This is a genomic window from Streptosporangium subroseum (genome assembly GCF_900188345.1).
Classification (GTDB): Bacteria; Actinomycetota; Actinomycetes; order Streptosporangiales; family Streptosporangiaceae; genus Streptosporangium; species Streptosporangium subroseum.
In genome coordinates this window covers 182,077-194,205 of the sequence record NZ_FZOD01000002.1, presented here as the reverse complement: position 1 = coordinate 194,205, position 12,129 = coordinate 182,077, and the positions used below count along the sequence as shown (strand labels likewise).

Sequence of the window (12,129 nt, the reverse complement as noted above, 5' to 3'; positions counted from 1 at the left end):
TGCGGTCCACGTCACCGGGGCGTCGAGTTCACGCCGGCAAGGCTCTCCCCTGCCGCGGGGTGCGCGTCCTGCGGGCGGAGGAGCTTCCCGGCCACGTTCTCGCCGAGCAGGGCGAGGAAGGCCCCGCTGACGGCGTCGAACTCCGTGCGGGCGTAGGCGACGAGAGCCCTCGTGACGGGGAGCCTGAGCCCGAGGGTGCGGCCCTCGTATCCCTTCGGCACGATGTTGGCGGGAATCAGCGCGGGTCCGAGGCCGGCGGCGGCGAGGATCGGGGCCGACGCCGTCTGCTCGGTGCGGACCGCGATCCTCGGCTGGAACCCGGCCTCCGCACACGCGCGGTCCAGGATGTCGGCCAGGCCGTTGTCCGGCGCGTAGTGGATCCAGCGGCGGTCGCGGAGGGCCCCCAGATCCACCTCGGTCGCCTGCCCGGCCGCGGCGGGGTCGTCGGAGGAGACCGCCACGACGAACTCCTCGACGCCGATCGTGCGCACCGGTCCCGTCCAGGTCTCGGGCCTGGGGCCGACGGCGAGGTCGGCCTGCCCGCTCGCCATCGCCTCCGCGAGCTCGTCCGCGTGCCGGTGTTCGAAGAGCCTGACGTCGACCCCGGGATGGAGCCGGCTCCAGGCTTTCAGCGCGGCGGGCAGCACGCCGAGACTGACCGAGTAGACCGTCGCCAGCCGCAGCTCTCCCCCGGCCAGCCCGATCGCCTGACGTACGGCCGAGACGGCGCCGGCCGCGTCGGCCAGGGCGGCCCGCGCGTGGGGCAGCATCGCGCGGCCGGCGGCCGTGAGGTGAACGGCCCGGGGCAGCCGCTCGAGCAGGGGCGAGCCGACCGACCGTTCCAGCGCTCTGACCTGGTGGGAGAGAGCCGGCTGCGTGACGTGGAGGATCTCGGCGGCCCGCGTGAAGGAGCCCTGGTCGACGACCGTCACCAGGTATTCGAGCTGCCTCAGGCTCACCATGCACAAAATTTATCAGAAGCATGCAAAGTATGACTTGGACGTATGAGAGCACGTTGTCGGAGAATCGACCTCGCACCACCGGTCGCGGCTCCCCCGGTCACGAACCGTGCCCGACCGTTCGGCGGACCAATCCGCACAGATCAGGAGACGTCCCCGGCTTCCTCCTCACGGCTGAGGCCCGGGCTCTCCGCGCCCAAGGAGTTTTGATGAGCACCCAGTCCAAGGTCGCCCTCGTCGTCGGTGCCCACGGGGTCATCGGCCGCAACCTGGTCGACCATCTCGCGGCGCTCGGCGACTGGGACGTGATCGGGCTGTCACGCCGCGGCGGAGAGGCCACGGGACGGGTCCGGTACGTGTCGGTCGACCTCCTTGACCCCGACGACTGCGCCAAGAGGCTCGGTGCGCTCACCGAGGTGACCCACATCTTCTACGCCGCCTACCAGGAGCGGCCCACCTGGGCCGAGCTCGTGCCGCCCAACCTCGCCATGCTGGTCAACGTCGTCGACGCGGTCGAGCCGGTGGCGAACGGCCTGCGGCACATCAGCCTCATGCAGGGATACAAGGTCTACGGCGCACACCTCGGCCCCTTCAAGACGCCGGCTCGCGAGAGCGACCCGCACCACATGCCGCCGGAGTTCAACGTCGACCAGCAGGCCTTCCTCGAAGAACGGCAGAGAGGCGCGGAGTGGACGTGGTCGGCGATCCGCCCGTCCGTGGTGTGCGGCTTCGCCCTCGGCAACCCGATGAACCTGGCCATGGTGATCGCGGTCTACGGCGCGATCTCCAAGGAGCTCGGCCTGCCGCTGCGCTTCCCCGGCAGGCCCGGCGCCTACGACAAGCTGCTGGAGATGACCGACGCGGGCCTGCTGGCCAAGGCGACCGTCTGGGCGGCGACCGACGAGCGATGCGCCAACCAGGCGTTCAACATCAACAACGGCGACCTCTTCCGCTGGAACGAGATGTGGCCGAAGATCGCCCGCTTCTTCGACCTGGAGGTGGCCGACCCGCTGCCGATGTCCCTCGACGTCGTCATGGCCGACAAGAGTCCGCTCTGGAACGCCATGACCGAGAAGTACGGGCTGGAGCCGCACCCGTACGAGGACGTGTCGTCCTGGGGATTCGGTGACTTCGTGTTCTCCTGGGACTACGACATGTTCGCCGACGGCTCGAAGGCCCGCCGCTTCGGCTTCCACGAGTACGTCGACACCGAGGCGATGTTCCTGGACATCCTCGGCGACCTCCGCCGGCGCAGGATCATCCCCTGATCCGGCCGACGCCCCGCCGCCGGTCAGGGGGACGGTGACGGGAGGCGTGCCAGCTCCGGGGTCTGGTCTTCGATCGTCCTCGCGACCTGGGCGTAGGTGGCCAGGAGGAGGTCCCAGAAGCGGCCGGCGTCGAGGGAGGTGCCGACCAGGGCGTTGGGCGTGCGGTCTCCGAGCCGGAAGTCGGTCACGGTCATGCCGGAGGTGAAGCGTCCCGCCGTCTCCACGTCGACGACGGCGGGCTCGACCGTGATCAGCGACGGGTCGATCAGATACGCGATCGCGCAGGCGTCGTGGATCGCGGGCCCGCCGTCCGCGGTGATCACACCGTAGAACTCCACGCACGGGATGAGCAGGTCGGAGCCGAGCCTGCCCATGGCTCGCATGCGGTCGGCCACCGCCTCCGTGGTCACGGCGCCGCGGCTCACGTCAAGACCGATCATGGTCACCGTCCAGCCGGCGCCGAAGACGATCGCGGCGGCCTCCGGGTCGGCGGCGATGTTGAACTCGGCGGCGGGAGAGAAGTTGCCCCGGGTGTAGGACCCGCCGAGGATCGTGAGCCCTCGCGCCCAGTCGACGATCCTCGGCTCCTTGAGCACGGCGAGCGCCACGTTGGTCAGCGGGCCGATGGCGACCAGGGTCACCTCGCCGGGGTCGGCCCTGAGCGTCTCGATGATGAAGTCCACGGCGTGCCCGCCGGTCACCGGGAGCGTCGCCGGGGGCAGCAGCGCGTCACCGAGGCCCGAGGCGCCGTGAACCTCGGCCGCGTTCACCCGGGGGCGCAGCAGGGCGCCCGCACTGCCCGCCGTGATCGGGACGTCGGCGAACCCCAGGAACTCGCGGAGCCGCAACGCGTTGTCGGTGGTCCCCGCCAGATCGACGTTGCCGCCGACCGTGGTGATTCCCAGGATCTCCAGGTCGGGACTCCCGTGAGCGAGGACGATCGCCAGCGCGTCGTCGATTCCCGGGTCGCAGTCGATGACGATCTTTCGGGGGAGCATCCGTTCAGCTTGGATCAATTAGCCCATAACCGGCAAATCAGAAATGGCAGCCGGTCAGGCGCGCTCGTCCGGCTTGACGGCGTCCGGACCCGCCAGCTCGGGGGGGCGGTGCTCGTACGGCGTGCTGAGCACGACCGTCGTGCGGGTGGAGACGTTGGCCGCGCTGCGGATCTGGTTGAGCAGCTCCTCCAGCCGGATCGGCGAGGCCACCCGGACCTTGAGGATGTAACTCTCGTCCCCGGCCACGCTGTGGCAGGCCTCGATGGCGCTCAGATGGGCCAGCCGGTCGGGGGCGTCGTCGGCGGCGGCCGGGTCGATCGGCTTGATGGACACGAACGCGGTGAGCGAGAGCCCGATCGCGTCGTAGTCCACCAGCGCGGCATAACCCCGCAGGACCCCGCGCTTCTCCAGCCGACGCACTCGCTGATGCACCGCCGACACCGACAGCCCGGTCTCCCTGGCAAGATCGGTAAAGCTCATCCGGCCATCCCTGGCCAGTAATGTCACGATCTGGCGGTCGATCTCCTCCACTCGATCAACGGTAACGGCACCCGGAGGTCATCCGTGCCGCCCCATGGTCACGGCATGGTCCCAAACCGCGTTCGGCCCCGGTGGGACCGGCGTTCCGGACCGTGCGAGCGGATGTCAGGCGGTACCGCCGGAGGCCGCCACGGTCTCTCCGGGGACCTCCACCCGCGGCGTGACGGGCAGGGTGATGACAAAGCGGGTCCCGTCCTCGAACTCGGTGTCCAGCCAGATCTTGCCGCGGTGGTGTTCCACGATCTTCCGGCAGAGTGCCAGGCCGATCCCCGTGCCCTCGTAGGCGTCCCGCTGATGCAACCGCTGGAAGATCACGAAGATCTTGTCGGCGAAGTTGGGCGAGATGCCGATCCCGTTGTCGGTCACGGTCATCCACCACTCCCCGTCGCGCTCCTCGGCCTCGATCCGGACGCGGGGCGCACGGCCGGGGCTGCGGAACTTCAGGGAGTTGCCGATCAGGTTCTGCCAGAGCATCACGAACTTGGTCCGGTCACCGACCACCACGGGCAGGTCTCCGACCTCGACCTCGGCCTCGGACTCCTCCATCGCGGCCGCGAGGTTGGCCAGGGCCCGCTTGACCACGTCGTTCAGGTCCATCTCGACGGGGTCCTGGTTGACCCGGCCCACCCGGGAGAAGGTGAGCAGCTCGTTGATGAGCACCTGCATGCGTTTGGCCCCGTCGACGGCGAAGTCGATGTAGGTGTTGGCCCTGTCGTCGAGCTGGGAGGCGTAGCGCTGCTGCAGCATCTGGCAGAAGGAGGCGACCTTGCGCAGCGGCTCCTGCAGGTCGTGGGAGGCCACGTAGGCGAACTGCTCCAGCTCGGCGTTGGAGCGTTTCAGCTCCTCGGCCTGCGTGGCGAGCCGCTGCCGGGAGACGCGGGTCTCCTCGAGCTCGGTGACGATCCGCCTGCGCATCGCCTCCATGTCGCGGGCCAGCTCCGCGAGGTCGGCGGGCCCGCCGGTGTCGACGTGATACTCGAAGTCCCCGCTGGTCACCCGGCGCGACGCCTCCCTCAGGCGGGCCAGGGGACCGAAGACCGCGATCCGCAGCAGCACGGCCACCGTCACGATGGTGATCAGAAAGGCGAGCAGGATGGCGAAGAAGGTCACGTCCCGCGCCCAGCGGGCGTCCTCCAGCTCGGCGTGCGCGCTCTCCCTGGCCTGGGACCAGGCGGCGTTCTGGGCTCCGAGCGCCTTTCTGACCAGGTCGAAGGCCCGCTTGCTCTCCTCCGTCTGCTCCGCGCTGACCGCCTCCGGCCCGGAGCTCCTGACGTCCGCGATCATCGGTTCCGCGTACCGGGAGCGCCATTCGCCGGTCAGCCGCTCCACGTCGTCGAGTCTGCGCAGCATGGCCGTCGCCGGTTTCAGTGCCCTGATCTGTCCTGACGTGACGCGTTCGTCGCGGCGGCCGGCCGTGTACGGCTCGAGGAACTCCTCCTTCCTCGTGAGAACGAAGCCCCGCATCCCGGTCTCCTGGTTCACCAGGGTCGTCTGCAGGCGCTCCGCCTGGATCCTGCCCACCGAGATCTCGTCGATCAGGCGGTTGGACGCGTTCGCCGCGTTCTCCAGGGCCATGGCGCCGACGACCGCGGACACGGCGAGCAGCACGGCCATGGCGAGCAGCACGACGTGGAACCACGTCTGGGCACTCCAGCGGCTCTGCCGAGATCCGGAGGGAGGTGTCTCGGTGGTCATTTCCTCATCTCGCAGAACGCTCGTCTCGCAGAAGGCCGATCTCGCCGGAACGGCGAAACCCGGCGGTTGACGCAAGATACCGGAACGAGTCAACCTCGTCGAAGATACGGGCATTCTCCCGTCCGGGCCGCGCGCTCCCCTCGCGAGGCCGGGTCGTAAAGTCCTGGGATGAGCAATCTGGAGCAGGACCCGCAGGAGTCGGTGTGCGGCGGCCTCGCCGACGTGGCGGCGGAACCGGTGAGCGAGCTGCTGATCGGCCGCGACGTGGTGCTGGGCGGCCCGCGAGGCATGAAGGTCACCAGGACCCTCCCGAACCGGGATATCCGCATGGTGGGCGCGTGGTGCTTCGTGGACCACTACGGGCCGGAGAAGGCGACCATGCGCGTCGCGCCGCACCCCCACACCGGTCTCCAGACCGTCAGCTGGCTCCTGGAGGGAGAGGTCCTGCACCGTGACAGCGTCGGCAGCGAGCAGTTGATCCGGCCGGGCCAGCTCAACCTGATGACCGCGGGCCGTGCCATCTCCCACTCGGAGGAGTCTCCCTCCGAGGTCGAGCTGCACGGGGTCCAGCTGTGGGTGGCGCTTCCCTCCGCCGACCGCGAGGTGGCCCCGGCCTTCGAACACCATGCCGCGCTGCCCACGCTGACCGCGCCCGGCGTCAGGGTGACCGTCATCATGGGTGAGCTCGGCGGGGCCGTCTCCCCGGCCCGGATCCACAGTCCCCTGGTCGGGGCCGAGGTGACCCTCGACGCGGGAGGCGAGATCCTGCTTCCACTCCGCCCGGACTTCGAGTACGCCGCGCTGGCCCTGTCCGGCGAGGTGCGGGTCGACAGGACCGACCTCGATCCCGGGCCGCTGCTCTACCTCGGCACCGGTCGCTCCGGGCTCACCCTGCGGGCCGAGCGGCCGGGCCGGGTCCTGCTCCTGGGCGGTGAGCCGTTCGAGGAGGAGATCGTCATGTGGTGGAACTTCGTCGGGCGCAGCCACGAGGAGATCACCAGGTTCAGGCGGGAGTGGATGGAGGGTGGCGAGTTCGGCACGGTGACGGGCGTGAACGACCCCCCGCTGCGCGCGCCGGAGCTCCCCGCGGTCCCGATGAAGCCTCGCGGGCGCCGCCGCTGAGACCCCTCGCGAGCACGGGGTCCGCGACGACTTCTTCTCCGCGGATTCGCCCGCGATCAGGCCCGCGGCGTGCCACACCCCCGCCGGGGCTCCGCGAGCGGGGGGCCATGATCACGCGGTCGCGCCGGTCATGGCGCGCCACACCGCCTCCGGGGTGAGCGGCATGTCGATGTGATCGACGTCGAGGGCGTCACACACCGCGTTGACCACGGCCGGAGGCGTTCCGATGCAGCCAGCCTCCCCCGCGCCCTTCGCCCCGAAGGGACCGTTGGGATTGGGCGTCCGGGTCTCGGAAAGGGTGAGGGGCGGCATGTCTGCGGCGGTGGGCAGCAGGTAGTCCAGCAGCGTGCGGGCGAACGGCGTGCCGTCCGCGCCGTGGAGGGCGTCCTCGTACAGCACCTGGCCGAGTCCCTGCGCGATCGAGCCCTGCCCCTGCCCCTCCACGATCATGGGGTTGACCACGACCCCGTAGTCGTCCACGGCCACCAGCCGCCTCACGCCGACGGTGCCCAGCTCGGGATCGATCTCGACGACGGCGACGTAGGCGCCGAACGGGAACGCCTGCGGGGGACGGAAGCGCTCCTCGGTGCGGAGCGGACCCGTCCGGCCGACCAGGTCCTCCAGCGTCGTCGACCATTCGCCCGCGATCAGTGTTCCTTCGTGGTAGTCGACGTGCGAGACGTCGATGCCCCAGATGTCGGCGAAGCGCTCGCGCGCCTCCGCGATCAGGCTCTCCGCGGACCGCCACAGCGCGCCCCCGCCGACCTGCATGGACCGGCTGCCGAAGCTGCCGACGCCGTAGGGCACCTCGCGGGTGTCGCCCTCGATCACCCGTACGCGCTCGATGCCGAGGCCGAGCGCGGACGCGACGACCTGGGCGAAGGAGGTCAGATGGCCCTGCCCGGTGGGGGTGGAGCCGCAGCGGGCCACCACCGTGCCGTCGGCGCGGACCTCCACGCTGCCGTACTCGTCGGTGTCGGGCGCCCCGCCGGACCGCTCGACGTAGACGGCCATGCCGACGCCGAGCGGCGGCCCGCCCTCGGCGCGGCGCCGGGCCTGTTCCGCGCGTACGTCGGCGTAACCGGCGACGTCCAGCGCCAGGTCGAGCGCCCTGGCGTAGTCGCCGGAGTCATAGAGACGGCCGGTCGGCGTCCGGTACGGGAACTGGTCGGGGCGCAGGAGGTTGCGCCGCCGCAGCTCCGCGGGATCCATGCCCAGCCGGCGCGCCATCAGGTCCACGGTCCGTTCGATGGCGTACGCCGCCTCGGGGCGGCCCGCGCCGCGGTAGGCGGCGGTGGGGGCCGTCGTGGTGAGCACCGAACGGAGATGGGCGTGCACGCGCGGCGTACGGTAGGGCCCCCCGCTCATCGCCGCCGTCATCGTGGGCACGAACGCGCCCGAGTGCGGATAGGCGCCGACCCCGGCATCGATCTTCAGCTCGTAGGCGAGGAACGTCCCGTCGGTGTCGGCGGCCAGCCGTACCCGCTGCCGTTGCCCGCGCCCGCGGGTGGCGGCCAGCATCGCCTCGTTCCGGTCCTCGACCCAGCGCACCGGCCGGTCCAGCAGCCGGGCGAGATAGGCGACGACCACGTATTCGGGATAGATCTGGCTTTTGGCCCCGAACGCGCCGCCCACCGAGGGCACCACCACCCGCACCTCGTCGGGTTCCAGCCCGAACGTCTCGGCCAGGTCGGCACGGAGGCGGTGCTGGGCCTGGTGGGACGCCCACACGGTCAGCCCGCCGCCGGTCTCGGGGCGCACCAGCACCGCCCGCGCCTCCAGTGACGTGGGCAACAGCAGTTGCTGCCGGTATTCGGCCTCGACGACGACCTGGGCTCCGGCGAACACGTCGTCGGCGGGCTCGCCGAAGTCCTCCTCCCGCGCGATGTTGGCGTGCCCGTCGCCGGGACGGCGATCGCGGCCGGGAAACAGCCAGGGGGCGTCGTCGTCCAGGGCCTGGGCCGCGTCGGTCAGCGGCGGCAGGGGGTCCACCTCGAGGCCGATCCGCTCCACGCCGTCCTCGGCCTGCGCCCGCCGCTCCGCCGCCACCACGGCGATCGGCTCGCCGGCGTAACGCACGACGCCTCTGGCGAGGGCGGGCCGGTCCAGCGCCGCCTCCCGTCGCGTCCCGCCCGGCGGCGCGGGCAGGGCCGGCAGATCGGGCAGGTCGGCGGCGGACCACGCTCCGACGACGCCGGGCACCTCACGGGCGGCGGAGACGCGGGCCCCGCGCAACCGCCCGTGCGCCACGGGGCTGCGGGCGAACGCCACCTCGACCGTGCCGGGTTCACGCAGGTCGGCGACGGTGACCGCCCGGCCGGTGAGAAGATCATGATCTTCTCGGCGAGGCACCCGGCTACCGATGTAGGTCATGTTTAGCGGCCCCCTGACCTGGTAGGACTCAAATATGTCCATACCCCGGCGATCGGGGGCCAGTCGGTGAAGCCGGCTCCGTTCGCCTACCAGGCGGCCCGCTCCGTGGACGAGGCCGTCGCGTTGCTCGATGAGCACGGATCGGCCGCGAAGGTGCTCGCCGGCGGGCAGAGCCTGATGCTCGACCTGCACTACCGGCGGACCCGTCCCGCCCTGCTCGTCGACGTCAACGGCGTGGAGGAGCTGGTGGGACACGGCGTCGACGACGGGCATCTGGTGCTGGGCGCGCTCGTACGCCACGCCGACCTGGAGCGGCCGGTGGTCGATGACCCGGTCGGCGCGCTGCTGGCACATGTCGCCCCCTACGTGGCGCATCCGCCGATCCGGGCGCGCGGCACCTTCGCCGGCAGCCTCGCCTGGGCTCATCCGGCCGCCGAGTGGTGCGCGGTCGCGGTCGCGCTGGACGCCGAGATCGGGCTCCACGGACCGTCGGGGAGACGCGTGGTGGCCGCCGCGGAGTGGTTTCACGGACCGCACCGAACGGATCGCACTGCCCAGGAACTCGTCACGGAGGTACGGCTGCCGCTGCTCGGCGCGGGGACGGGGATCGGTTTCGCCGAGCACCGGCGCACCCACGGCAGCTTCGCGTTCGCGGCCGCCGTCGCCGCCGTGGGGGTCGCCGAGGGCCGCGTCGCCTGGGCGAGGATCGCGATGGCCAACGCCGGACCGGTGCCGGTGCGCGCGACCACGGCGGAGCGGGCGCTGGCCGGGCAGTCCGTGGCCTCCTGCGACGGGGCGGTGAGCGAAGCGGGGGCGGCGGCCGCGCGGGAGGCCGATCCGCGGCCCGAACCGCACGGCTCGGTCGAATACCGGCGGCACGTGCTCGCGGTGCTCGTCCGGCGCAGCCTGCGCCAGGCCCTCGGCTCGGCCGCCGCCCAGGTCACGCGACCCCCTGCGGGAAGAGGGTGAGCCGCATGGAGGTGACGCTCTGGGTCAACGGTGATCGGTACCGCGTCGACGTGGAGCCCCGTGACAGCCTCGCCGACACGCTCCGTGACGACCTCGCACTCACCGGGACCAACCTCGCCTGCGAGCACGGCGTGTGCGGATCATGCACCGTACTGGTCGACGGCCAGGCCGTGCGCTCGTGCCTGCTGCTCACGGTGCAGTGCTCCGGCCGGTCGATCCGCACGGTCGAGGGGCTGGCCACGGACGGAGAGCTGCATCCGCTGCAGGCGGCGTTCGCCGCCGAGCACGGGCTGCAGTGCGGCTTCTGCACACCCGGTTTCCTCATGCTCTTCGCGGGCGCGCTGGAGCACGACCCGAGACTGGATCACGACGAGCGACGTCTTGAGGAGACGCTCGCCTCGAACCTGTGCCGGTGCACGGGCTACGTCAACATCCGGCGTGCCGTCCTACGAGCCGCCCGTGAGCTGCGCGGCGAGGCCTCACCCGGCGAGTGACCGGACGGCCCGCCGCCACGGGCACACAGATGGATCACCCTTTCAGCGCATCCCTACTGCTTTGCACCCGCCTCGGGGGTGCAAAGCTGGTATGACCGGCCCCTGGGCTGGCGTACGGTCTGTGGCCCGTCCTTTCTGGGAGGTAAGTCGTGGCGGACGAATTCGATGTGGTCATTATTGGAGCCGGTCCCGCCGGGGAGAACGTGGCGGATCGAGCGGTCCGGGGAGGGCTGACCGCGGCGATCGTGGAGGCGAACCTGGCGGGCGGGGAGTGCTCCTACTGGGCGTGTATCCCCAGCAAGGCCTTGCTGCGCCCGATCGACCTGATGGGCGAGGTCGGCCGGATGCCCGGCCTGACCCTGGGCCCGGTCGACGTCGATGCCGTGCTCGCCCGGCGCGACGAGGCCGTCTCGCATTTCGACGACGGCGGCCAGGTCGGGTGGATCAAGAGCGTGCCGGCGGAGTTCGTGCGCGGCCGGGGGCGGCTGGACGGCCCGAAGCGGGTCCTGGTGACCGCGCCCGACGGCTCGACCCGGCTGCTGACCGCCCGGCACGCGGTCGTGCTGGCCACCGGCAGCCACGCGGTCGTCCCGCCGATCCCCGGCCTGGCCGAGGCCGCGCCGTGGACGAGCCACGAGGTGACCGCCGCCAAGAGCGTCCCCAGGCGGCTCGTCGTGCTGGGCGGCGGCGTGGTGGCCTGCGAGATGGCCCAGGCCATGCACGGGCTCGGCGCCGAGGAGACGACGGTGCTGGTACGCGGCGGGCTGCTCGGCAAGATGGAGCCGTTCGCCGGGGAGTTCGTGGCGGAGTCCTTCGCCGAGGCCGGCATCGTGGTACGCACCGGTGTGCAGGCGACGAAGGTGGAACGGCCCCAGCCGGGAGGCCCGGTGACCGTCCACCTGTCGGAGGGCCCGCCCATCGAGGCGGACGAGCTGCTGGTGGCCACCGGCAGGCGCCCCGCGAGCGACGATCTCGGCCTGGAGGCCTTCGGCCTGACCGGCGGCCGGCCGGTGGAGGTCGACGACAGCATGCGCGCCACCGCGATCACCGACGGCTGGCTGTACGCCGTGGGCGACGTCAACGGCCGCAACCTGCTCACCCACATGGGCAAGTACCAGGCGCGGGTGTGCGGCGACGTCATCGCCGCGCGGGTCAAGGGCGAGCGCGACGACCTGCCCTCGATGCGCGACGTGGCGGGCGCCCACGGCGCCCCGCAGGTGATCTTCACTGACCCGCAGGTGTGCGCGGTCGGCCTGACCGAGGCCGAGGCCCGCGCGCGGGGGTTCGACGTGCGCGTGGTCGAGTACGACCTGGGACGGGTGACCGGCGCCTACCTGCTCGGCGACGGCTACCGGGGCAGGGCCAAGGCCGTCGTGGACGAGCGGCGGCGCGTCCTACTGGGTGTGACCTTCACCGGTCCCGGGGTGGCCGAGCTGCTGCACGCCGCGACGATCGCCGTCACCGGCGAGGTGACCCTCGACCGGCTCTGGCACGCGGTGCCGTCCTTCCCCACCGTCAGTGAGATCTGGCTGCGGCTGCTGGAGGCCTACGGGCTCTGAGCGCCCGAGAGCCGAAAGCCCGAAAGCCCGAAAGTCCGCGGCTCCGCGGCGGAGCCCGGACGGGCTCCGCCGCGGGACCGGCGAGCTTGATCGGAGGCGCCTTGGGGCCCGGGTCGTCGAAGGTGAGGCCGGAAGCGGCGCGGGGCCGGAGG

General features: G+C 71.6%; 10 protein-coding genes. 5 read left to right on the top strand and 5 right to left on the bottom strand.

Annotation, left to right across the window (positions count from 1 at the left end; translation table 11 throughout):
- Nucleotides 1–11: 11 nt before the first annotated feature.
- A complete protein-coding gene (locus CHC08_RS02845; RefSeq protein ID WP_089205557.1) occupies nucleotides 12–962 on the bottom strand; it encodes a LysR family transcriptional regulator in 951 nt (316 codons plus the stop codon).
- A 206-nt stretch (nucleotides 963–1,168) separates the two neighbouring features.
- Here CHC08_RS02845 and CHC08_RS02840 point away from each other — a divergent pair, with 206 nt between their 5' ends.
- On the top strand, nucleotides 1,169–2,227 hold the full coding sequence (locus tag CHC08_RS02840) for an SDR family oxidoreductase (protein WP_089205556.1): 1,059 nt from the start codon (nucleotides 1,169–1,171) through the stop codon (nucleotides 2,225–2,227).
- Between the two features lie 23 nt (nucleotides 2,228–2,250).
- Here CHC08_RS02840 and CHC08_RS02835 read toward each other — a convergent pair whose 3' ends face one another.
- From CHC08_RS02835 to CHC08_RS02825, 3 genes are all read right to left on the bottom strand, one after another.
- A complete protein-coding gene (locus tag CHC08_RS02835; protein WP_089205555.1) occupies nucleotides 2,251–3,225 on the bottom strand; it encodes a nucleoside hydrolase in 975 nt (324 codons plus the stop codon).
- A gap of 54 nt (nucleotides 3,226–3,279) precedes the next feature.
- Nucleotides 3,280–3,756 carry an Lrp/AsnC family transcriptional regulator gene (locus CHC08_RS02830; protein ID WP_089205554.1) on the bottom strand — a complete coding sequence of 159 codons (477 nt, stop codon included), beginning with the start codon at nucleotides 3,754–3,756 and terminating at the stop codon, nucleotides 3,280–3,282.
- A 114-nt stretch (nucleotides 3,757–3,870) separates the two neighbouring features.
- Entirely contained in the window at nucleotides 3,871–5,460 is a 1,590-nt protein-coding gene (locus CHC08_RS02825) for a sensor histidine kinase (RefSeq protein ID WP_089205553.1), read from the bottom strand.
- Nucleotides 5,461–5,628: 168 nt separating this feature from the next.
- On the opposite strand from CHC08_RS02825, the gene CHC08_RS02820 reads away from it, so the two are divergent.
- Nucleotides 5,629–6,582 carry a pirin family protein gene (locus tag CHC08_RS02820; protein ID WP_089205552.1) on the top strand — a complete coding sequence of 318 codons (954 nt, stop codon included), beginning with the start codon at nucleotides 5,629–5,631 and terminating at the stop codon, nucleotides 6,580–6,582.
- A gap of 111 nt (nucleotides 6,583–6,693) precedes the next feature.
- Here the strand turns inward: CHC08_RS02820 and CHC08_RS02815 are convergent, their stop codons facing one another.
- Nucleotides 6,694–8,955 carry a xanthine dehydrogenase family protein molybdopterin-binding subunit gene (locus CHC08_RS02815; protein ID WP_089205551.1) on the bottom strand — a complete coding sequence of 754 codons (2,262 nt, stop codon included), beginning with the start codon at nucleotides 8,953–8,955 and terminating at the stop codon, nucleotides 6,694–6,696.
- A gap of 66 nt (nucleotides 8,956–9,021) precedes the next feature.
- Between CHC08_RS02815 and CHC08_RS02810 the strand changes: the two genes are divergently transcribed.
- From CHC08_RS02810 to CHC08_RS02800, 3 genes are all read left to right on the top strand, one after another.
- Nucleotides 9,022–9,924, top strand: coding sequence for an FAD binding domain-containing protein (locus tag CHC08_RS02810; protein ID WP_089205550.1), 903 nt, complete (start codon nucleotides 9,022–9,024; stop codon nucleotides 9,922–9,924).
- Nucleotides 9,925–9,929: 5 nt separating this feature from the next.
- Entirely contained in the window at nucleotides 9,930–10,418 is a 489-nt protein-coding gene (locus CHC08_RS02805; protein ID WP_089205549.1) for a (2Fe-2S)-binding protein, read from the top strand.
- Nucleotides 10,419–10,567: 149 nt separating this feature from the next.
- The gene (locus tag CHC08_RS02800) at nucleotides 10,568–11,977 is read left to right on the top strand and encodes a dihydrolipoyl dehydrogenase family protein (protein WP_089205548.1); all 1,410 of its coding nucleotides are present in this window, start codon (nucleotides 10,568–10,570) and stop codon (nucleotides 11,975–11,977) included.
- Nucleotides 11,978–12,129 lie beyond the last annotated feature (152 nt).

Coding starts and splice junctions, on each gene's coding strand:
- CHC08_RS02845 (WP_089205557.1), bottom strand. CDS start 962: ATGGTGAGCCTGAGGCAGCTCGAATACCTGGTGACGGTCGTCGACCAG.
- CHC08_RS02840 (WP_089205556.1), top strand. CDS start 1,169: ATGAGCACCCAGTCCAAGGTCGCCCTCGTCGTCGGTGCCCACGGGGTC.
- CHC08_RS02835 (WP_089205555.1), bottom strand. CDS start 3,225: ATGCTCCCCCGAAAGATCGTCATCGACTGCGACCCGGGAATCGACGAC.
- CHC08_RS02825 (WP_089205553.1), bottom strand. CDS start 5,460: ATGACCACCGAGACACCTCCCTCCGGATCTCGGCAGAGCCGCTGGAGT.
- CHC08_RS02820 (WP_089205552.1), top strand. CDS start 5,629: ATGAGCAATCTGGAGCAGGACCCGCAGGAGTCGGTGTGCGGCGGCCTC.
- CHC08_RS02815 (WP_089205551.1), bottom strand. CDS start 8,955: ATGACCTACATCGGTAGCCGGGTGCCTCGCCGAGAAGATCATGATCTT.
- CHC08_RS02805 (WP_089205549.1), top strand. CDS start 9,930: ATGGAGGTGACGCTCTGGGTCAACGGTGATCGGTACCGCGTCGACGTG.